This window comes from Massilia sp. X63, assembly GCF_041023745.1.
Lineage (GTDB): Bacteria > Pseudomonadota > Gammaproteobacteria > Burkholderiales > Burkholderiaceae_D > Telluria.
The window spans coordinates 46,673-65,797 of sequence record NZ_JBFTEF010000013.1; the positions used below are offsets into that span (position 1 = coordinate 46,673).

Genomic DNA, 19,125 nt, shown 5'->3' on the forward strand with positions numbered 1-19,125 from the left:
TGCTTCTCCTTGCTCTTGTTATGCGGCCGGCCGGCCTGCCATCCATGACTGGGTGGCGATATCGTCTTCGCGCTTGCGCAGCGCGCGCTCCTGTTCGCGGGCGTGCAGGTCCTGTTGCTGTTCCAGCACCTTGCCCAGCAGTTCTCGCTTGGTCCAGGCCTCGGTCAGCTTGCGCTGCGCCACCGCCATGTTCGCCTCGTGCAGCGCCAGGTCGGTGCGGTGCAGGTCGGCCATGGCCATCACGTTCTGTTTGTAGGCGCCGCAGTTCAGCGCCAGCACCGGCGGCAGCGTGCCGGTCGGGCCGCTGCCGGTCGCCAGCGCATCCAGGCGCGCCAGGTTGTTCTGGTAGCGCGCGCGGGTCGCTTCCTGGCTGGCCAGGTCGGCCTGCAGGCGGTCCACGTCGAGGCTGCGTAGCTCCACCAGGGTGCCGAGGCTGGCGATGGTGCGCTCTTTGGTTCCTGCGCTCATGCCATCATCGCTTTCAGTTGTTCGACGCAGCCGCCCATCGGCGCCTCTTCACGCGTGCCCTGGCACAGGAAGGCCTCGATGTGCGGATGCAGGCGCACCGCCTTGTCGGTTTCCGGGTCGGCGCCCGGCACGTAGGCGCCGAGCGGGATCAGGTCGCGCACGCGCGCATGCCTGGCCAGCGCCGCCTTCAGCTTGCGCGCGGCCAGCGTGTGTTCCTGGTCCACCACTTGCGCCATGCAGCGCGAGATCGACTGGGCCACGTCGATCGCCGGGTAGTGCCCGCGCTCGGCCAGTTCGCGCGTCAGCACGATGTGGCCATCCAGGATCGCGCGCGCCGAATCGACCACCGGATCCTGCTGGTCGTCGCCTTCGGCCAGCACGGTGTAGATCGCGCTCATGCTGCCTTTCGGGTTCTCGCCGTTGCCGGCCGATTCCACCAGCTGCGGCAGATTCGAGAACACCGAGGGCGGATAGCCGCGCGTGGCCGGCGGCTCGCCCAGCGACAGCGCGACCTCGCGCAGCGCCATCGCGTAGCGGGTCAGGGAGTCGCACAGCAGCAGCACGTTCTGGCCGCGGTCGCGGAAGTGGGCCGCGATCGAGTGGCACAGTTCGGTCGCCATCACGCGCATCAGGGGCGACTCGTCGGCCGGCGCCACCACCAGCACGGCGCGCTTCAATCCGTCCGGACCGAGCGACTTCTCGACGAACTCGCGTACCTCGCGGTTACGCTCGCCGATCAGGCCGACCACGATCACGTCGGCCACGGTCTGGCGCGTGATCAGGCCGAGCAGCACCGATTTACCCACGCCCGAGCCGGCCATCAGGCCGACCCGCTGGCCCTTGCCGATCGTGAGCATCGCGTTGATCGCGCGCACGCCGACGTCGAGCGCTTCCTCGACCGGGGCTTTCCTGAGCGGGTTGACTTTCGGCGGCGCGGTCGACAGGGGCTCGTCGCCGCCGAGCTTGCCCAGGCCGTCGATCGGCTCGCCCATGCCGTTGACCATGCGGCCCATCCAGGACGGGCCGATCATCAGGTCGTTCTTTTCCTGGGCCGGGAGCACGCGCGCGCCGGTCGCCAGCCCGGATGCCTTCTTGAAGGGCATCAGGTAGGAGACTTTTTCCTTGAAGCCGACCACTTGCGCGTCCAGCCAGCCGCCGTCGACGGTCTCGATGCGGCAGCGCTGGCCGGTGTGCAGCGGGCAGCCGACCGATTCCAGCAGCAGGCCCTGGGCCCCGACCAGGCGGCCGGTCGGGGTGGCGACCGGCACCGCCCCCAGTTCGACCGCGCGCAGTCTGGCGGCGAGGGCGGTCATTCGCCGTCCTCCTCGTCGAGCAGCTGCTCGCGCACCTGGTCCATCACCGCCGACAGGCGGCCCTGGCAGCCGGCATCGACTTCATTGTCGCCGGAGCGCACCCGGCATTCGCCCGGCTCGAGGGCCGGGTCGGGCAGCAGCGTCCACTTCTTGGCGCGCTTCGGATCCAGCTCGAGCACGCGGCGCAGTTCTTCCGGATTTAGGAACACTTCAACCTGGTCGCGCGAAGGCGGCATTACGCTGAGCGCTTCCTCGACCAGGGCCAGCAGCTGCACCGGCTGCAGCGCCAGTTCGGCGCGGATCACCTGGCGGGCGATCTTGCCGACCAGGTCCACGACTTCCTTGCGCTGGGCGGCGCGCATGTCGGTCTTGAGTTTCTTCAGGCCCTTGAGCATGGCGTCGATCGGCTTGGACAGCTGCTCGAACTCGCCGAGCGCCATGGCGCGGCCTTCCTCGATGCCGCGCTGCAGGCCCTCGGCCTGGCCGGTCGGATAGCCGTCGGCGCGGCCCTGGTCCAGGCCGGCCTCGTAGCCTTCGCGCTGGCCCTGGCGGTAGCCGTCGCTGAGCGCCGCCTGCCATTCCTCGGCCGAGCCGGCGCCATTGCCTGCGGTCGAACCTTTCGGCAATGCGCTGGTGAGCTGGTACAGCGGCGGAAAGTGATAGGGCCGGAACTGCTTCATTCGGCGGTCGCCTCGGCAAACAGTGCGATGTCGATTTCGCCGGCGTCGGCCAGACCCTTGACGGTGGCCATGATCTCGCGGCGGGTCTGCTCGATGCGCGACATCGGCACCGGACCGGAACGGCGCATCAGGTCCTCGAAGCTCTGCGCCTGGCGCTTCGGCATCGCGCCCAGGATGGCGTCGCGCAGTTGCGGCTCGGCGCCCTTGAGCGCGATCGTCCACTGCTCGAGCGGCACTTCGTCGAGCAGGCGGGTGATGACCTGTTCGGTCTGGCGCGACAGGATGAAGAAGTCGTACATCGACATCTCGATCTGCGACACGACTTCCGGATCGTGGGCGCGCAGCAGCTCCACCATGCCGGCGCGGTTGTCCTGCAGGCGGTTGAGGATCTCGGCGACCTGGCGCACGCCTTCCACGCTCGCGCTCTGGGTGTCGAGCGCGGACAGGCAGCGGTTCACCAGCTCCTCGAGTTCGTGCAGCACGTCGCGCTCGATCTCGTCGAGGTGCGCCATGTTCAGCAGGACCAGCTCGCGGCCCTCGAGCGGCAGCGCTTCCAGGATCTGGGAGCCGAGCGCCGGCGGCAGGAAGGCCAGGAACACGGCCTGCATCTGCACGTGCTCGCTGGAGATGAACTCGGCCAGCCACTTGGGCGAGGCGTACTGCAGGCGCGCCATCATCGGGCGGATCTCGTCGCCATAGATCGTGTTCAGGACGCTGTTGGCGATGTCGCTGCCGAGCGCCAGGTCGAGCGAGCGCTTCAGGTAGCTGCGCGAGGCGGCGTGCAGGCCGCTTTGCTGGCGGTAGTCGTCGAAGAAGTTCTGGACCGCGGTCTTGACCGAGTCGACCTTGATGCCGCTCATGCGCGACATCACCTGGGTCAGCTCCAGCAGTTCTTCGCGCTCGAGGCAGCGCAGCACGGCGGCGGCGCCTTCCTCGCCGATCGAGAGCAGGACGATGGCGGCCTGCTCGACCGGGGTGAGGACGGCGTCCATGCCTTCGTTATTCAGTTCGGCCATGTTTTTTCTGTACCCATTGTTTGACGACTTCGGCAACGCGCTCGGGCTCTTTGCCGGCGAGGACTTTCAGATGGTCGACCATCACATCGACGGCCGAACCGGCCGGCGGGAGGTCGTAGTTTTCGAGCAGCGGAACCATTGGCATCGTGCCTGGAGCGGCGGCGACAGCCGGCGCCCCCAGCGCGGCAGGGACGGCGGCGGCCGGCGCCGCGGCCGGCAGGGCCGCGGCCGTTCCGGCAACGGGGTTGGCCGCCGCACCGGGCGCGCCGGGCAGGGCCGGCGCCGCCGGCATCAGCGGCGGCTGCGGCGCCAGGCGCGAGGTCACTGCGCGCAGCAGCGGGCGGGCCAGCAGCAGGTAGGCGAGCAGGGCGCCGAGAGCATACATACCGTAGCTCGTCATGTCGACCACGTTGTCGCGTTCCTGCCACCATTCCTGGGCCGGCGCCACGGCCGGGAAGCTCAGGCTGGACACGGTCAGCACGTCGCCGCGCGCGGCGTCGATGCCGAGGCCGCCGCGCAGGATCTTCTCGATGTTCGCCAGTTCGGCCGGGGTATAGCCGACTTTCGAGTTGGCGGCGCTGGCATTGTTCAGCACCACCGCCACCGACAGCTTCTTCAGGCGGCCGCGCGAACGCTTGATCTGGGTGATCGCGCGGTCATAGGCGTACTGGCGGGTGGTGGCGTTCTTGCGCGCGCTGCCGTCATCCGGCTTGGCTGCGGGGTCCGGATTCTGCGCGTTTGCCTGGGCCGCGGCCGGATCGGCCTGCTGCGGCGGGCGGTTCGACAGGGTGCCCGGCACGCCCAGCGCCATGCGGTTGCGCTCCATCTCTTCGCGCATCGCCTCGCTGGTGACCTTCGGGGCTTCGCCGTACTTTTCCTGGGTTTCTTCGATCTTGTCGTTGTCGACGTCGGCGGTGACGGAGAGCTTGAAGTTGTTCGCGCCCAGCACCGGCGCCAGCAATTCGTTGACGTTGCTGCGCACCTCGTCGGTGTAGCGTTTGGCGGCGCTGTTGTCGCCCTGGCCCTGGGCCAGGCCGTCGTAGCCGTCGCTCAGGTCGACGCGCGAGGACAGGTAGTTGCCGGCCTGGTCGACCAGCGACACGCGGCTCGGATTCAGGTTGGCGACGCTGCTCGACACCATGTTGACGATGGCGGCGATCTGCTCGTTCGACAGCGAGCGGCCCGGCTTGACCGCCACCACCACCGATGCCGACGACTGGTCGCCGGCGCCGGCAACGAAGGAACTCGACTTGGCGATGGCCAGGTGCACGCGCGCCGAGGCGATCGCGTCCATCGTCAGGATGCTCTGCGCCAGTTCGCCCTCGAGGCCGCGACGGAAGCGCACGTCCTGCACGAACTGCGACACGCCGAGCGGATCGTTGCGGTCCATCAGCTCGAGGCCGGCCGGCAGCTGCGCGGTCACGCCCTTGGCGGCCAGCAGCATGCGTACCTTGCCCAGTTCGCCGGCCGGCACCATCACCTGGCCGCTTTCCGGGTGGACGCGGTAGGGGATGGCTTCGGCTTCGAGCACGCTCATCATGTCGCTGGCGGCGACCTTTTCGCGGGCGCCGAACACCGGCTTGTAGCTCGACTGGTCCTGCCACAGGAATAGCATGATGGCGGCCGTGACGGCCACGGCCAGGCCGAGCAGCAGGGTAAGGTTGTTGCGCAGTGCCGGCGGCAGGTCGGGCATTGCCAGCTTCTTGCCGCCAAAGGCGGCCTTGAGGGTCGAAATCACGGGAGGTTCTCTTCGTCTTTCTTGAACGGGGAGGTCAGACCGGCAGCTTGATCAGTTCGTCGACCGCGCCCATGACTTTGTTACGTACTTGCATGAGCATGGAGAAGGACAGGCTGGCCTGCTGGCTGGCCAGCATGGCGCCGACCAGGTCGTCGCTCTTGCCGGCATCCACCGCCGCCATGCGGTCGGCAGCGGCCCGGTCTTCCTGGTCCACGCTGGCGATCGCATCCTTCATGGTCTGGGTAAACGAGAACGAAGTTTGAGAATTGTTAAACGCGGCACCGGCCGGGAAATCGACGGCCGGGGCGATCGCAAGGCGGTTGGCGTCGTTTGTCAGTGCGGCGAGGTCAGCTTTGATCAGACCGGCAAGTTCAGTTCCCATTACGTCATCCAGTGCGAAAAGATGTAGTGCGCTTGTTGTGTGGAGACGACAAAGTGTGTCTTGTTTTGTCGACTAAAGGCTCAATAACGAGCGAAGTTTGTTAAATCGATGTCTACGAACGGCCGTTTTGTTCTTGCCCCCTTGCTGGGGTTCTCCCTCGTACGTACTGGGAAGAGGCCGGTTGATGCGCTGCGATAGAAGAGATATTACCGTAGGGCAAGTGGGAAATCAAAGGCGAATGTCAAAGTCTTTGGCGTAAATCTCCATGTATAATAGTTTCCCTGAGGAATGAAAAAAAGTCATTCGCTGTTTCCCAGTGACCAATAAACAATGCCGATGAATCCAATCGACCGATCGCGCAAGGACCAGGCCGGTCATTCCGGTAAAAACCTGGCTGATTACCAGGTGCTCGACCCCAGCCTGCTCGGGCGTCCGGTACACCTGCTGCCGAAGTTCGCGCGCCGTTTCGCCGATGCCCTTGGCACGACGATGGCCGGGCCGGGCGGACGCCGTTACTGGGGCGCGTGGCGCCTCGCCGGCCTAGCCTTCGAGCGCGCCCCCGACGAGGAGGGCCTGCGCTGGCTGGCGGTCGCGGGCCCGCTGGGCACCGCCGCAGTGGCGTTCGAGCGCAGCCTGCTGCTGGGGCTGCTGGAAGGCCGCTATGGTCGCAAGAACGCCGCCCCCAGTGCGCCGCGCGATCCGAGCCTCGAACGCGTGACCGCGACCGAGGAGCGGCTGGCGGCGACCCTGACCACGCAGCTGGCCGAACAGCTGCATGCACGCGTGGCCGAGGGCCTGGCGGCGGTCGGCGTGGAAGTGCCGGGCGCGGATGCCGCCGTGGTCGAAGCTCCCGGCCCGGCCAGCGCGCCGGGCAAGGCCGGCTGGGTGATCCGCGTGACCCTGTCCACGCAGGGACCGAAGGACTCCCCGGGCGAACAGCAGAGCCATTGCTGGATCGGCCTGGACCAGGAACTGATGTCGCACGTGCTGCAGGGCCTGAAGGAAGAGCGCAGCAACGTGCGCACGACGCGCGCCGGCAACGACGGCATGTCCACCGGCCTGTTCGTCAAGCTCAACGGCCGCCTGGTCAGCAAGAAAACCACGCTGGGCGCGCTGTTCGAGCTGAAGGTGGGCGACATCATTCCGGTGTCGGTCGGGCGCGCCGACGTGCTGCTGGACGAATCGCGGCTGTTCACGGCCGCCGTGGCCGAGCACAAAGGAAAGCTCTGTTTAACCTCTTTTGAAGATGCCGAGTAAATGGATATGAACCTCAACGATCAACTCAGCGGCCAAATCGCGGGCGACGTGATCATCGACGACCTCGACGGCGTCGAAGCGGCCACCGCGATCGCGGGCAAGAACGCCGCGCGCCAGTTGCCGCAGATGATGCGCCGCATTCCGGTGACCCTGACGCTGGAAGTGGGCTCGGCCCGCATCTCGCTGCAGGAACTGATGGCGATCGGCCCCTCCTCGGTGGTGCCGCTCGATGCGCTGGCCGGCGAGCCGCTGGTCATCAAGGTGAACGGCGCGCCGATCGGCCGCGCTGAAGTCGTGGTCGCCGGCGAGCAGTACGGCCTGAAGGTCATCGACCTCGACGGCCTGAACCTGGATGCCCTGACGTCATGATGTTGGCTGTTCGCGGCGCCGCTGTGCGTCGCGCCGCGCCGCTGCTCGGCGGTGCGCTGTTGATCGGACTGCTGGCCTGCGCGCTCCCTGCGGCGGCCCAGCAGCAGGGAGCGAGCATCCTGCCCGGCGTGATTCCCGGCTCGACCCAGGGCTTGACGGTCAAGTCGCAGATCCTGGTCCTGATGACCCTGCTCGGGCTGCTGCCCGTGATGGTCATGATGATGACCAGCTTCACCCGCTTCGTGATCGTGCTGTCGCTGCTGCGCCAGGCCCTCGGCCTGCAGCAGGGCCTGCCGAACCGGATCATTACCGGCATGGCGCTGATCCTCACCCTGCTGGTCATGCGCCCGGTGGGCGAGGCCGTGTGGCGCGATGCCTTCCTGCCGTACGACCGCGACAAGATCGGCCTGGAGCAGGCGCTGAAGATCGCCGAGGTGCCGGTGTCGCGTTTCATGCTGGCCCAGACCAGCAAGACTTCGCTGGCCCAGGTCGCGCACCTGGCGGGCGAGCCGGCCAACCTGGCGCCCGAACAGCGCGGCTTCACCGTCAAGCTGGCGGCCTTCGTGCTGTCGGAGCTGAAGACCGCCTTCCAGATCGGGGCGATGCTGTTCATTCCATTCCTGATCATCGACCTGGTGGTGTCCTCGGTGCTGATGGCAATGGGCATGATGATGTTGTCGCCGCTGGTGATTTCGCTGCCGTTCAAGCTGCTGCTGTTCGTGCTGGTGGATGGCTGGACCCTGACCGTGAACACGCTGGTCGGCAGCATCCATGGTTATTAGCCACAAGCGACCGAACGAAAGAATTTATTCAATGAGTCCCGATATCGCTGTCGACCTGGTGGCCGAGGCCCTGCGGGTCGTGATGCTGCTGGTACTGGTGCTGGTGGTGCCGGGCCTGGTCATGGGCCTGATCGTGGCCCTGTTCCAGGCCGCGACCCAGATCAACGAGCAGACCCTGAGCTTCCTGCCGCGCCTGCTGGTGACGCTGGCCGCGGTTATCCTGGCGGGGCACTGGATGACGTCCACCCTGATGGATTACTGCATCTCGGTGTTCCAGCGCGCGGCCACGCTCGCGTCCTGACGGGAACGGCGAAAGAATGGAGCTGGTCGGCTTCCTGCTGCCGCTGATGAATGCCCTGTGGTGGCCGTTCTGCCGCATCATGGCCATGCTCTCGACCGCGCCGGTGCTGGGCGAGGGCACGGTGCCGATACCGGTGCGCGCGCTGCTGTCGGTGGCGCTGAGCTTCATGATGCTGCCGGTGACGAAGGGCGTTATCATGCCCGACCCGTTCTCGCTGGCCGGCGTGGTGGCGATGTTCGAACAGGCGGTGATCGGCGGCGTGATCGGACTGGCGCTGCAGTTCGCGATGGCCGTCATCGGCATGCTCGGCTTCCTGGCCTCGAGCCAGGTCGGTTTTTCGATGGCGCAGATGAACGACCCGGTCAACGGCCAGGCCTCGGACGTTGTGTCCGGCCTGCTGTCGCTGCTGGCGATCCTGGTGTTCTTCGGGATCGATGGCCACCTGGTGCTGATGGGCGTGGTGGGCCAGAGCTTCAAGGCCTGGCCGGTAGGCGCGGGCTACGGGCCGCTGCTGCTGGAAGCGGTGGCGCTGAACCTGGCCTGGGTGTTTTCGGCGGCGGTGCTGCTGGCGCTGCCGATCGTGTTTTCGACAATGGTGGTGCAGATCGGGTTCGGTTTCCTGAACCGGGTCGCGCCGAGTTTGAACCTGTTTTCGCTGGGCTTCTCGCTGGTGACGATCTTCGGACTGCTGATGCTGGTGCAGGTGGTGCGTTTCATCCCCGAACACTACGTCGCGATGACCAACCAGATCCTGGAGATGCTGCAGGAGCAGATGAGGATAGCGCATGGCCGATAACGGTACCGGCGGCGACAAGACAGAAAAGCCCTCGGCGCAGAAGCTCAAGAAGGCGCGCCAGGAGGGCCAGGTCGTCCGCTCGAAGGATCTGGCGACCGCGATCGGCATCCTGGCCAGCCTGAAGCTGTTCGCCGTGCTGCTGCCGGGCTACCTGGAGTCCTTCCGCGGGCTGTTCCGGCTGGTGTTCGTGCCGCTCGGCGAAGCCGGCGCGATCGAAAATGCGATGTCGGTGGTGTTCACGGGCGCCCTGACGCTGCTGGTGAAGATGGTGCTGCCGCTGCTGGCGGTGCCGGCCGCGATCGTCGCCGCCGGCGTGATTCCGGGGGGCTGGGTCGCGTCCGGCAAGAACATGGCGCCCAAGTTCAGCCGCCTGAGCCCCATCACCAACCTGGGCAACCTGTTCTCGCAAAAGCACTGGATCGGGTTCGCCACGTCCGCCGCCAAGGCCGTGGTGCTGGGCCTGGTGCTGTGGCACGTGATGAGCTCCGGCATGAAGTCCTATGTCGAGCTGCAGCGCATGCCCCTGAGCGACGCGCTGGTCGGCGGCACCTCGCTGATGCTGGACGGCTTGGGCGCGATGGTGGCGGTGTTCGTGGTGTTCGCGCTGGTCGACGTGCCGGTGCAGGCCTTCCTGTTCACCAAAAACCAGCGCATGAGCAAGCAGGAAATCAAGGAAGAACACAAGAGCAACGAGGGCAGGCCCGAGGTGAAGCAGCGCATCCGCCAGCTGCAGAACCAGCTGGCCCAGCGCAGCGTGCGCAAGAGCGTGCCGACGGCAGACGTCGTGATCGTCAATCCGGAGCATTACGCGGTGGCGCTGAAATACGACGTCGACCGCGCCGAAGCCCCGTTCGTGGTCGCCAAGGGCGTGGACGAGATGGCGCTGTACATCCGGCGCATCGCGCGCGAGCACCATGTCGAGACCCTGTCGCTGCCGCCGCTGGCGCGCGCGATCTACAACACCAGCCAGGTCCAGCAGCAGATCCCAGCCCAGTTGTACGGGGCGGTGTCGCAGGTCCTGAACTACGTCCTACAACTGAACGCGTTCCGTGCAGGCCGGCGCCAGGCGCCCCCGCGGTTCCCCAACGAGGTGGTCGTTCCATCTCACCTGAGTGAGGTTCCCGCATGAGTATTTCCACCAACTTCAACGCCTTCGTCTCGGAGCTGAGGCGCCAGAAGTTCGCCGGTCCGATCTTCCTGATCGCGCTGCTGGCCATGATCATGCTGCCGTTGCCGCCGGTGCTGCTGGACGTGCTGTTCACGTTCAACATCGTGCTGGCGCTGATCGTGATCCTGGTGGCGGTAACGGCCAAGCGGCCGCTCGACTTCTCGGTGTTCCCGACCGTGATCCTCGGGACCACCCTGATGCGCCTGGCGCTGAACGTGGCCTCGACCCGCGTGGTGCTGCTCAACGGCCATACCGGCCCGGACGCGGCCGGCCATGTCATCGAATCCTTCGCCAACGTCGTCATCGGCGGCAATTTCGTGGTCGGCCTGGTGGTGTTCGTGATCCTGATGATCATCAACTTCATCGTGGTCACCAAGGGTGCGGAGCGGATCTCCGAAGTGTCGGCGCGCTTCACCCTGGACGCGCTGCCGGGCAAGCAGATGGCCATCGACGCCGACCTGAACGCAGGCCTGATCAACCAGGAAAAGGCGACCCAGCGCCGCAAGGACGTAGCGGCCGAAGCGGACTTCTACGGCGCCATGGACGGCGCCTCCAAGTTCGTGCGCGGCGACGCCATCGCGTCGATCCTGATCCTGATCATCAACCTGGTGGGCGGTATCGCCATCGGCGCCCTGATGCACGGCCTGCCGCTGGGCGAGGCGGCCAAGGTCTATGCGCTGCTCACCATCGGTGACGGCCTGGTCGGCCAGATCCCGGCCCTGCTGCTGTCGGCCGCCGCCGCGATCCTGGTGACCCGCATCGGCGAATCGGGCGACCTCGAGAAACAGGTGGGCGGCCAGCTGTTGGCCCAGCCTGCGGTGCTGTTCTCGGCGGCCGGCGTGATGATCATCCTCGGCCTGGTGCCGGGCATGCCAACCATTACCTTTTTCGTCTTTGCGGGCGTGCTGGGCTATGTCGGCTGGAGACTGACCAAGAACGTCAAGGCCCCCGACAACGCCGGCGTGGCCGCGATCGAGGCGGCGCTGCGCGACGAGCGCGCGCCCGAACTCGACTGGCAGGCGCTGCCCGTGGTGCAGCCGGTGACGGTGGCGGTCGGCTACAAGCTGGTGGGCATGATCGACAAGACCCAGGGCGAGCCGCTGACCAAGCGCATCAAGGGCGTGCGCCAGAGCCTGTCGGAGCAGATGGGCATGCTGGTCCCGAGCATCGGCGTGCGCGACGACCTGGCGCTGCGTCCCTCGCAGTATGCGATCAGCCTGTCGGGCGTGGTGGTGGCCGAGGCCGAGGTGATGCCGGAGCACCTGATGGCGATCCCGTCGCCCAACGTGTACGGCGAACTCGATGGCATCCCGGGCATCGAGCCGGCCTACGGCATGGCGATCACCTGGATCGCGCCGGAGCAGAAGGCGGACGCGCTCGGCCTGGGCTACCAGGTGGTCGAGGTGCCGAGCGCGATCGCCACCCACGCCTCGAAGGTGGTGCGCGAGTACCTGCACGAGCTGTTCCGCCACGAGGACGTGCCGGCGATCATCGAGCGCCTGCAGGCGCTGTCGCCCAAGCTGGCGGCGGCGCTCGAGAAGGCGCTGACCCACACCCAGCTGCTGCGCGTGTTCCGCGTGCTGCTGCAGGAGGGCGTGTCGCTGAAGGACATCGTGGTGATCGCCACCACGCTGCTGGACAGCTCCGAGACTACCAAGGACCCGATCCTGCTGGCGGCCGAAGTGCGCTGCGCGCTGCGGCGCCAGATCGTGGCCGGGCTGTTCGGCAAGAAAAAGGACATGCCGGCGTTTAACCTGTCGGCCGAGCTGGAAAACATGCTGCTCGGCTCCCTGAACCAGGCGCGCCAGAACGGCGGCGGCAAGGTAGCGCTCGACAACTACCCGATCGATCCGCAGCTGTTGTCGCAACTGCAGATCAATATGCCGGTGGCGCGCGAGCAGATGAAGCAGCAGCATACCCCGCCGCTGCTGCTGGTGCTGCCGCAGGTGCGCCCGCTGCTGGCGCGCTATGCCCGCCTGTTCGCCCCGGGCCTGCACGTCCTGTCGTACAACGAAATCCCGGAAAACCGCGACGTGTCGATCGTCGGCACGGTGGGTTGATCAACAGCGAGGCCAATCATGAGCAAGCGTCAACCGATCTACGTGACCCAACCGGAGCTGCCGCCGCTGGAGGAGTTCACGCCCTACCTCGAGCAGATCTGGAGCAACCGCTTGCTGACCAACGGCGGGCCCTTCCACCAGCAGCTCGAGCAGGAACTGTGCCGCCACCTCGGCGTCGAGTACATCAGCCTGTTCGCCAACGGCACCCTGGCGCTCCTGACCGCGCTGCAGGCACTGCGCATCACGGGAGAGGTGATCACCACGCCGTATTCGTTCGTCGCGACCTCGCACTCGCTGCTGTGGAACGGCATCACGCCGGTGTTCGTCGACATCGATCCGGTGAACCTGAACCTCGACCCGGCCAAGATCGAGTCGGCCATCACCCCGCGCACCACCGCGATCATGCCGGTTCACTGCTACGGCGAGCCGTGCGACACGCGGGCGATCCAGGCGATCGCCGACAACTACAACCTGAAGGTGATCTACGACGCCGCCCACGCCTTCGGCGTCGAGCAGGACGGCGCGAGCATCCTGAACTGCGGCGACCTGTCGGTGCTCAGCTTCCACGCGACCAAGGTGTTCAACACCTTCGAAGGCGGGGCCATCGTCAGCCCGGACGCGCGCACCAAGCAGCGCATCGACCGCCTGAAGAACTTCGGCTTCGTCGACGAGACCACGGTGGTCGCCGCCGGCATCAACGGCAAGATGAGCGAGATTAACGCCGCCTTCGGCCTGCTCCAGCTCAAGGGCGTCGAGGCCGCGATGGTGGCGCGGCGCAAGGTGGCGTGCCGCTACACCGAGGCCTTCGAAGGCCTGGCCGGCATCACCTGCGTGCGCCCGGCCGGACGCGGCCCGGCCAACCATTCCTACTTCCCGATCCTGGTTGGTCCCGGCTATCCGCTCGGCCGCGACGCGCTGCATGCGCTGCTGAAGGAGCACGACATCGTCGCGCGCCGCTACTTCTATCCGCTGATCTCGAGCTTCCCGATGTACCGCGGGATGCTGTCGGCCGCGGCGGAGAACCTGCCGGTGGCGAGCCGCGCCGCCGACCAGGTGCTGTGCCTGCCGATCTATCCGGGGCTGGCCGAAGACGACCAGCAGCGCATCATCGACCTGATCCTCGACCCCCAAGTATCACCAGCCGGAGCACGCTGACATGCCGACCGCACGGATCGCCGACATCGCGGGCCACCTGCCCGCCACCATCCTCGACAACGAGGAACTGGGCCGCCTGTACCCGGGCTGGAGCGCCGACAAGATCTTCGAGAAGACCGGCATCCGCAGCCGCCGCATCGCCGCTCCCGGAGAGACCGCGGGCGACCTGGCCGCGCGCGCGGCCGAAGCGCTGTTCGCGCGCGGCACGGTGGCGCCGCAGGATGTCGACTTCGTGATCCTGTGCACCCAGGCTCCGGACTACGTGCTGCCGACCACCGCCTGCGTGCTGCAGCACCGACTCGGCATCCGTACCAGCGCGGGCGCGCTCGACGTCAACCTGGGCTGCTCGGGCTTCGTCTACTGCCTGTCGCTGGCGCGCGGCCTGGTCGAGACCGGGGCGGCGCGCTGCGTGCTGGTGCTGACCGCCGACACCTATTCGAAATACATCCACCCGCTCGACAAGAGCGTGCGTACGCTGTTCGGCGACGGCGCCGCCGCCACCGCGGTGGTGGCGGGCGAGGGGAGCGGACCGGCCATCGGCCCCTTCGTGTTCGGCACCGACGGCCGCGGCAGCGACAAGCTGATGGTCGAGACCGGGGGCTTCCGCAACCCGCGCTCGGAGGAATCGGCGCGCGAGTACAGCGACGACTCCGGCAACGTGCGTTCGCGCGACCACTTGTACATGGCCGGCACCGACGTGCTGGCCTTCTCGCTGCGCGAGGTACCGCGCGCGGCCCACGCGCTGCTCGACAAGGCGCACACGGAAAAGAGCGCGATCGATTATTTCGTGCTGCACCAGGCCAACCGCTTCATGCTCGAATCGCTGCGCAAGAAGCTGGACGTGGAACCGGCGCGCTTCCCGATCCACGTCGAGGAATGCGGCAACACGGTGTCGTCGACGATTCCGCTGGCGCTGGTCGCGATGCGCGAACAGGGCTGCTTCACCACACAGAAAACTTTGATGTTGCTCGGCTTTGGCGTAGGCTATTCATGGGCCGGGTGTCTCTTAACTCTAGAACAGGACAAAGCATGAGCAAATTTTACGAAGGGATGGCAGAGATCTTCGAGATCGATCCGTCCCAGATCACCCCGGAATTCGACCTGACCGGCGCCGAGGCCCAGTGGGATTCGCTGGCGCTGGTCTCGACCATCGCCCTGGTGGACGACTGCTTCAACGTGATGCTCGACGGGACTGCGCTGGCCGCCTGCAAGACCATCGGCGACATCGAAGCCCTGATCGAGAAGGCGAAAGGCTGAGCATGAGCGGCCCGATCGGACGGGAAGCGCGCACGCGCGGGGCGCACATCGCCGGCGTGGTCTCCTGCGTGCCGCGCCAGACGCTGGACAACAGCGGCTTTGCCGCCGCCTTCGGCGAGAAGGCGGTGGACGACGTGGTCAAGCTGATCGGCGTGCAGTCGCGCCGCCAGGTCCTGCCCGGCGTCACCACACGCGACCTGTGCCGCGAGGCCGGAGTGCAGTTGCTGGAGAAGCTCGGCTGGGAGCCCGGTTCGGTCGACGCCATCCTGTTCGTATCGCAGACGCCGGACTACCGCCTGCCCGCCACCGCCTGCGCCCTGCAGGCCGAACTCGGCGCTTCGCCGGCCTGCATCGCCTTCGACGTCAACCTGGGCTGCTCGGGCTATCCCTACGGCCTGTGGCTGGCGATGTCGATGGTGCAGACCGGCGCCGCCCGCCGCGTGCTGCTGGCGGTCGGCGACACCATCAGCCGCATCGTCGACCCGCGGGACCGCGCCACCGCGCTGCTGTTCGGCGACGCCGGCACCGTGACCGCGATCGAGGCCGGCAAGGATGCCGACGATGCGGCCGACGTGGCCCACTTCATCCTCGGCACCGACGGCCGCGGCGCGCACAACCTGATCGTGCCCCAGGGCGCCTTCCGCGACCCGCTTGCGGGCAGCGACCCGCGCCTGGACGGGCGCAAGCTCGACGCGCTCTACATGGATGGCGGCGAGATCTTCAACTTCACCCTGCGCGCGGTGCCGCCGCTGGTGGCGCGCACCTTCGAATGTGCCGATGTCGCGATGGAAGCGCACGGCGCCTTCCTGTTCCACCAGGCGAACCTGTTCATGCTCAAGCACCTGGCCAAGAAGGCCAAGCTGCCGCTCGAGAAGACGCCGATGAACATCGAGCGCTTCGGTAACACGAGTTCGGCCTCGATCCCGCTCCTGATGACGAGCGAGCTGGCCCCGGCACTACGCGCCGGCAGCATGCGGCTGGCCATGTTCGGCTTCGGCGTCGGCTATTCCTGGGCCTCCGCCTCGCTGGCGCTGGGGCCGCTGCGCGTTTGCGAGACCATCGAACGATGACGATTTATTCCGACAACTACCTTGCCGGCGGCACCTACCTGGTCACCGGCGCCTCGTCCGGCATCGGACGCGCGAGCGCCGCGCTGATCGCGGCCTGCGGCGGCCGGGTGATCGCCGCCGGACGCGATGCCGCGCGCGTCGAAGAAGCGCTGGCATCGCTAAAAGGTAACGGCCACCTCGCTGCCACGTTCGACATGCAGGACCTGGACGCCACCGCCGACTGGATCAAGGCGCTGGCCGGGCAGCACGGCCCATTCGCAGGGGTCTTTCATGCGGCCGGTGTCGAGGCCATCCGACCGGTGCGCCTGTTGCGCCAGCAGCAGGTCCAGGACGTGATGGGCGCCTCGCTGTTCGCGGCCCTCGGCATCGCGCGCGCCATGGCGTCCAAGGGCGCAATGACGGATGGCGGCGCGCTGGTGTTCATGTCTTCGGTGGCGGGCGCCTCCGGCCAGGCCGGCATGGCGGCCTACTCGGCGGCCAAGGCCGGCATCGACGGCATGGTGCGCTCGCTCGCCTGCGAATTCGCACCGCGCGGGATCCGCGTCAACGCGATCGCGGCCGGTGCAGTGCGCACGCCGATGCACGAGCGCCTGGCGCGCGGCAGCACCGCCCCGGCCATGGAAGCCTATGAACAGCACCACCTGCTCGGCTTCGGCGAGCCGGACGATGTGGCCCACGCGGCCGCCTTCCTGCTCGGCCCCGCCGGGCGCTGGGTAACGGGAACGAGCATGGTGATCGACGGAGGCTACCTGTGCAAATGAATACGCTGCGTTACATCCTGGTCGGGGCCGGCGCCTTCGGCCGCGAACTGATCAACTGGGCCGAAGACTGCGGCACCCCGTTCACGGGCTTCCTCGACAGCAGCGCGGCGGCGCTGGACGGCTACGACTACCGGCTCGACTATCTCGGCGCAATCGAGGCCTTCCAGCCGCAGCAAAGCGATTGCCTGGTGATGGCGGTCGGCGATCCGGCCGCCAAGCGCGCGCTGGCCACGCTCCTGCTGTCGAAAGGCGCGCGTTTCGCCCAGCTGGTGCATCCGAGCGCCGTGGTGGCGCGCACGGCGAAGCTGGGCGAGGGCGTGGTGGTGTGCCCGCAGGCCATGGTCTCGGCCGACGCCAGGGTGGGCGACTTCGTCGCGGTGAACGCACTGGCCAGCGTCGGCCACGACGTCGACCTGGGCGCGTATTCGACCCTCAGCGCGCACGTCGACCTGACCGGCTGGGTGCGGGTAGGCGAGGCCTGCTTCTTCGGCAGCGGCGCGCGCGTGCTGCCCAAGGTGAAGGTCGGCGCGGGCGCGCGCATCGGCGCCGGCGCCACGGTCATGCGCAGCGTGCCGGAGGGCGCCACCATGTACACCGCCCCGGCGAAAAAACTGTGAAGCCGGCATGAAGGATTTCGACGCACGACTGTTCCGCGAGCACTGGCACCTGGCCTGCCACCGCAATGAACTGCCCGTTCCGGGCGACTACCTGCGCATGCAGACGCCGCTGGGCGACCTGGTCGTCTTCAACGACAGCGGCGAACTGCTCGCCTTCGACAACCTGTGCCCGCACCGCGGCGCGCGCATGTTCGACGGCGAGGCCGGCAACGGGCCGGCGACCTGCCGCTACCACGGCTGGACCTACGACAAGGGCAGGGTGATCGTGCCGATGGCCGAGGAATTCGCCGGCTGCGACACCTCGCGCGCGCGCCTGAACACCTACCGCCTGGACTGGTGCGGCGACTTCCTGTTCGTCGGCATCGCGCCGCGCATGGCGCTGTACGAGCAGCTGGGCGAAGCGGCCGCACTGCTGGAGAACATCGGCTTCAACATCGCCAACCGGCTCGACCTGAACGCCGGCAGCTTCCGCTGCTACTGGCCGGTGGCCGTCGAGAACGCGCTCGAGCCTTACCACATCTCGATGGTGCACCCGGAGACCCTGGGCATGCTCGAACTGGAGGCCGGCAGCAACGAGTACCTGGGGCGCAATTCGGTATGGTACGCGCCGCTCGGGAACGCGCGGGTCGACAAGCAGCTGCGCAGCCTGAAGCGCCACTTCGCGATCGACTACGGCTACGAAGGCTACATGAGCGTGTACCTGTTCCCGTTCACGATGATCTCGTCGACCTTCGGGTATTCGTACTCGCTGCAGCATTTCCTGCCGGCGCAGGACGGACAGAACACCCACTTCAGCAGCCGCCTGCTCGGCACCCACCTGGCGAACGAGCGGGCGGCGCAGCTGCTGGCGCCCCTGTTCACGTCGACCGCCGCCATCAACCGCAAGGTGTTCGAGGAAGACCACCAGGTCTGCCAGCTGGTGCCGAAGTCGAGCTGGAGCACGGCGCCGCTGGTGTTCCCGGCGGCTTCCGAAGCCAAGATCGAGCACTTTCGGCAGTCGTGCCGCGACTGGCTGGCCGCGCGCCCCGGGCCGTAATACTGCGCCGCCTCAGGCGGGCGCATCCGCCTGCGGCGCGAGCGGCAGCAACAGGGCCAGTTCCGCCAGCGCGCGGAACACCGGCAGGCTGAGGGCGTTGGCGGCTTCGCCGGCCGGCATGAGCGCATGCGGTTTACCCGGCGGGAGCGTGTCGCGAAAGCGCCAGCGCACCACCCGCAGGCCGGAACGCGCCACCGCCTTTTCCAGGTCGGCTTGCAGCTCGCGCAGGCGCGCCAGCGCTGCGGCATCGGGTGCGCACAGTTCCAGCGCGATCCCGTCCGGCATCGGCTCGACCTGTACGATCATCGTCGTGCCGTCGGCCAGGCTCAGTTCCAGGCGCAGGGCAAAGCGCGGGCGCTTGCGGCGGCCCGGCGGCGTGTCGGCCGGTTCGGCCATGACGGCGAGGTGGTGTTCGCGCGGGCTGCCCGCATGCACGGTAAAGCGCCAGGCATCGTGCGGCGGCTGCACTTGGGCCTGCGGATTGCTCACGGACTGGCCCTGCTGTCCCGTGGCCAGCTGGAGCGGCGCGAGGATGCCGGCGCGCGCCAGCAGGTCGTGGCGCGCCTGCTGGTCGCCGTAGTTGCGCACCATCGCGCGCCAATTCGACGCCAGGCTGCGGCCGTCCGGCGTGGCATAGGCCATCTGGCGCGCCAAAAACACCTGGTCGGGGCGCAGCGCGGCCGGGTCGGCGGCGCCGGTCGTGGGCGGCGCCGCTTGCGGCTGCGATGCCGGCAGCGCCAGTTCGGCGGCTTCGGCGGCGAAGGCGACGGCCGGCGGCAGCGCGCCCAGGTCGCCGCTGCGAAGGGGAGGCGTGACCGGAGTCAGCGCGGGAAGGGCGGGAACGAGCGGAGCGATGCTGGCCATGGTAGATGCCGGGCAGGGATGAATCAAACAAAAAA

General features: G+C 67.5%; 21 protein-coding genes. 14 read left to right on the forward strand and 7 right to left on the reverse strand.

All coding sequences use genetic code 11. The features are described 5' to 3' along the window. Nucleotides 1-18: 18 nt before the first annotated feature. The 6 genes from AB3347_RS20975 to AB3347_RS21000 are packed head-to-tail and all read right to left on the reverse strand — an operon-like array spanning nucleotide 19 to nucleotide 5,597. The gene (locus tag AB3347_RS20975) at nucleotides 19-468 is read right to left on the reverse strand and encodes a flagellar FliJ family protein (RefSeq protein WP_369093658.1); all 450 of its coding nucleotides are present in this window, start codon (nucleotides 466-468) and stop codon (nucleotides 19-21) included. Beyond that, a complete protein-coding gene (gene fliI / locus AB3347_RS20980; protein ID WP_369093659.1) occupies nucleotides 465-1,781 on the reverse strand; it encodes a flagellar protein export ATPase FliI in 1,317 nt (438 codons plus the stop codon). The genes AB3347_RS20975 and fliI overlap by 4 nt, the downstream gene beginning before the upstream one ends. Continuing rightward, on the reverse strand, nucleotides 1,778-2,461 hold the full coding sequence (gene fliH / locus AB3347_RS20985) for a flagellar assembly protein FliH (RefSeq protein ID WP_369093660.1): 684 nt from the start codon (nucleotides 2,459-2,461) through the stop codon (nucleotides 1,778-1,780). The genes fliI and fliH overlap by 4 nt, the downstream gene beginning before the upstream one ends. Next, on the reverse strand, nucleotides 2,458-3,477 hold the full coding sequence (locus tag AB3347_RS20990) for a FliG C-terminal domain-containing protein (protein ID WP_369093661.1): 1,020 nt from the start codon (nucleotides 3,475-3,477) through the stop codon (nucleotides 2,458-2,460). The genes fliH and AB3347_RS20990 overlap by 4 nt, the downstream gene beginning before the upstream one ends. After that, nucleotides 3,461-5,215, reverse strand: a complete 1,755-nt coding sequence (gene fliF / locus AB3347_RS20995) for a flagellar basal-body MS-ring/collar protein FliF (protein ID WP_369093662.1) — start codon at nucleotides 5,213-5,215, stop codon at nucleotides 3,461-3,463. Before fliF ends, AB3347_RS20990 begins: the two co-directional genes overlap by 17 nt. 34 nt (nucleotides 5,216-5,249) lie before the next feature. Then, nucleotides 5,250-5,597 (reverse strand): flagellar hook-basal body complex protein FliE, encoded by a 348-nt coding sequence (locus tag AB3347_RS21000; RefSeq protein ID WP_369093663.1) that lies wholly within the window; start codon nucleotides 5,595-5,597, stop codon nucleotides 5,250-5,252. Between the two features lie 330 nt (nucleotides 5,598-5,927). Between AB3347_RS21000 and AB3347_RS21005 the strand changes: the two genes are divergently transcribed. The 14 genes from AB3347_RS21005 to AB3347_RS21070 are packed head-to-tail and all read left to right on the forward strand — an operon-like array spanning nucleotide 5,928 to nucleotide 18,226. Continuing rightward, entirely contained in the window at nucleotides 5,928-6,854 is a 927-nt protein-coding gene (locus AB3347_RS21005) for a hypothetical protein (protein WP_369093664.1), read from the forward strand. Then, entirely contained in the window at nucleotides 6,855-7,223 is a 369-nt protein-coding gene (locus AB3347_RS21010; protein ID WP_369093665.1) for a FliM/FliN family flagellar motor switch protein, read from the forward strand. It abuts the gene before it with no gap. Next, a complete protein-coding gene (gene fliP / locus AB3347_RS21015) occupies nucleotides 7,220-8,005 on the forward strand; it encodes a flagellar type III secretion system pore protein FliP (protein ID WP_369093666.1) in 786 nt (261 codons plus the stop codon). The genes AB3347_RS21010 and fliP overlap by 4 nt, the downstream gene beginning before the upstream one ends. A 31-nt stretch (nucleotides 8,006-8,036) precedes the next feature. Then, a complete protein-coding gene (gene fliQ, locus AB3347_RS21020; RefSeq protein ID WP_369093667.1) occupies nucleotides 8,037-8,306 on the forward strand; it encodes a flagellar biosynthesis protein FliQ in 270 nt (89 codons plus the stop codon). A 16-nt stretch (nucleotides 8,307-8,322) separates the two neighbouring features. Continuing rightward, nucleotides 8,323-9,102, forward strand: coding sequence for a flagellar biosynthetic protein FliR (gene fliR / locus AB3347_RS21025; protein WP_369093668.1), 780 nt, complete (start codon nucleotides 8,323-8,325; stop codon nucleotides 9,100-9,102). Continuing rightward, entirely contained in the window at nucleotides 9,092-10,231 is a 1,140-nt protein-coding gene (gene flhB / locus AB3347_RS21030) for a flagellar type III secretion system protein FlhB (protein WP_369093669.1), read from the forward strand. Before fliR ends, flhB begins: the two co-directional genes overlap by 11 nt. After that, the gene (locus AB3347_RS21035; RefSeq protein ID WP_369093670.1) at nucleotides 10,228-12,330 is read left to right on the forward strand and encodes a flagellar biosynthesis protein FlhA; all 2,103 of its coding nucleotides are present in this window, start codon (nucleotides 10,228-10,230) and stop codon (nucleotides 12,328-12,330) included. Before flhB ends, AB3347_RS21035 begins: the two co-directional genes overlap by 4 nt. Nucleotides 12,331-12,348: 18 nt before the next feature. Beyond that, a complete protein-coding gene (locus AB3347_RS21040) occupies nucleotides 12,349-13,485 on the forward strand; it encodes a DegT/DnrJ/EryC1/StrS family aminotransferase (protein ID WP_369093671.1) in 1,137 nt (378 codons plus the stop codon). Between the two features lies 1 nt (nucleotide 13,486). Beyond that, on the forward strand, nucleotides 13,487-14,518 hold the full coding sequence (locus tag AB3347_RS21045) for a ketoacyl-ACP synthase III (RefSeq protein ID WP_369093672.1): 1,032 nt from the start codon (nucleotides 13,487-13,489) through the stop codon (nucleotides 14,516-14,518). Beyond that, a complete protein-coding gene (locus tag AB3347_RS21050) occupies nucleotides 14,515-14,742 on the forward strand; it encodes an acyl carrier protein (RefSeq protein WP_369093673.1) in 228 nt (75 codons plus the stop codon). The genes AB3347_RS21045 and AB3347_RS21050 overlap by 4 nt, the downstream gene beginning before the upstream one ends. Nucleotides 14,743-14,744: 2 nt before the next feature. Continuing rightward, entirely contained in the window at nucleotides 14,745-15,812 is a 1,068-nt protein-coding gene (locus tag AB3347_RS21055) for a ketoacyl-ACP synthase III (protein ID WP_369093674.1), read from the forward strand. Then, complete coding sequence (locus tag AB3347_RS21060) at nucleotides 15,809-16,573, forward strand: SDR family NAD(P)-dependent oxidoreductase (protein WP_369093675.1); 765 nt, start codon at nucleotides 15,809-15,811, stop codon at nucleotides 16,571-16,573. Before AB3347_RS21055 ends, AB3347_RS21060 begins: the two co-directional genes overlap by 4 nt. Beyond that, nucleotides 16,570-17,190: an acetyltransferase gene (locus AB3347_RS21065; RefSeq protein ID WP_369093676.1), complete on the forward strand. Its 621-nt coding sequence runs from the start codon at nucleotides 16,570-16,572 to the stop codon at nucleotides 17,188-17,190. Before AB3347_RS21060 ends, AB3347_RS21065 begins: the two co-directional genes overlap by 4 nt. A gap of 7 nt (nucleotides 17,191-17,197) precedes the next feature. Continuing rightward, complete coding sequence (locus AB3347_RS21070) at nucleotides 17,198-18,226, forward strand: aromatic ring-hydroxylating dioxygenase subunit alpha (protein WP_369093677.1); 1,029 nt, start codon at nucleotides 17,198-17,200, stop codon at nucleotides 18,224-18,226. A 12-nt stretch (nucleotides 18,227-18,238) separates the two neighbouring features. Here the strand turns inward: AB3347_RS21070 and AB3347_RS21075 are convergent, their stop codons facing one another. After that, nucleotides 18,239-19,090: a hypothetical protein gene (locus AB3347_RS21075; protein ID WP_369093678.1), complete on the reverse strand. Its 852-nt coding sequence runs from the start codon at nucleotides 19,088-19,090 to the stop codon at nucleotides 18,239-18,241. Between the last annotated feature and the right edge of the window lie 35 nt (nucleotides 19,091-19,125).

Excerpts from the sequence above, each read along its gene's own strand:
- AB3347_RS20975 (WP_369093658.1), bottom strand. The coding sequence starts at position 468 with ATGAGCGCAGGAACCAAAGAGCGCACCATCGCCAGCCTCGGCACCCTG.
- fliI (WP_369093659.1), bottom strand. The coding sequence starts at position 1,781 with ATGACCGCCCTCGCCGCCAGACTGCGCGCGGTCGAACTGGGGGCGGTG.
- fliH (WP_369093660.1), bottom strand. The coding sequence starts at position 2,461 with ATGAAGCAGTTCCGGCCCTATCACTTTCCGCCGCTGTACCAGCTCACC.
- AB3347_RS20990 (WP_369093661.1), bottom strand. The coding sequence starts at position 3,477 with ATGGCCGAACTGAATAACGAAGGCATGGACGCCGTCCTCACCCCGGTC.
- AB3347_RS21000 (WP_369093663.1), bottom strand. The coding sequence starts at position 5,597 with ATGGGAACTGAACTTGCCGGTCTGATCAAAGCTGACCTCGCCGCACTG.
- AB3347_RS21005 (WP_369093664.1), top strand. The coding sequence starts at position 5,928 with ATGCCGATGAATCCAATCGACCGATCGCGCAAGGACCAGGCCGGTCAT.
- AB3347_RS21010 (WP_369093665.1), top strand. The coding sequence starts at position 6,855 with ATGGATATGAACCTCAACGATCAACTCAGCGGCCAAATCGCGGGCGAC.
- fliP (WP_369093666.1), top strand. The coding sequence starts at position 7,220 with ATGATGTTGGCTGTTCGCGGCGCCGCTGTGCGTCGCGCCGCGCCGCTG.
- fliQ (WP_369093667.1), top strand. The coding sequence starts at position 8,037 with ATGAGTCCCGATATCGCTGTCGACCTGGTGGCCGAGGCCCTGCGGGTC.
- fliR (WP_369093668.1), top strand. The coding sequence starts at position 8,323 with ATGGAGCTGGTCGGCTTCCTGCTGCCGCTGATGAATGCCCTGTGGTGG.
- flhB (WP_369093669.1), top strand. The coding sequence starts at position 9,092 with ATGGCCGATAACGGTACCGGCGGCGACAAGACAGAAAAGCCCTCGGCG.
- AB3347_RS21035 (WP_369093670.1), top strand. The coding sequence starts at position 10,228 with ATGAGTATTTCCACCAACTTCAACGCCTTCGTCTCGGAGCTGAGGCGC.
- AB3347_RS21040 (WP_369093671.1), top strand. The coding sequence starts at position 12,349 with ATGAGCAAGCGTCAACCGATCTACGTGACCCAACCGGAGCTGCCGCCG.
- AB3347_RS21045 (WP_369093672.1), top strand. The coding sequence starts at position 13,487 with ATGCCGACCGCACGGATCGCCGACATCGCGGGCCACCTGCCCGCCACC.
- AB3347_RS21050 (WP_369093673.1), top strand. The coding sequence starts at position 14,515 with ATGAGCAAATTTTACGAAGGGATGGCAGAGATCTTCGAGATCGATCCG.
- AB3347_RS21055 (WP_369093674.1), top strand. The coding sequence starts at position 14,745 with ATGAGCGGCCCGATCGGACGGGAAGCGCGCACGCGCGGGGCGCACATC.
- AB3347_RS21060 (WP_369093675.1), top strand. The coding sequence starts at position 15,809 with ATGACGATTTATTCCGACAACTACCTTGCCGGCGGCACCTACCTGGTC.
- AB3347_RS21065 (WP_369093676.1), top strand. The coding sequence starts at position 16,570 with ATGAATACGCTGCGTTACATCCTGGTCGGGGCCGGCGCCTTCGGCCGC.
- AB3347_RS21070 (WP_369093677.1), top strand. The coding sequence starts at position 17,198 with ATGAAGGATTTCGACGCACGACTGTTCCGCGAGCACTGGCACCTGGCC.
- AB3347_RS21075 (WP_369093678.1), bottom strand. The coding sequence starts at position 19,090 with ATGGCCAGCATCGCTCCGCTCGTTCCCGCCCTTCCCGCGCTGACTCCG.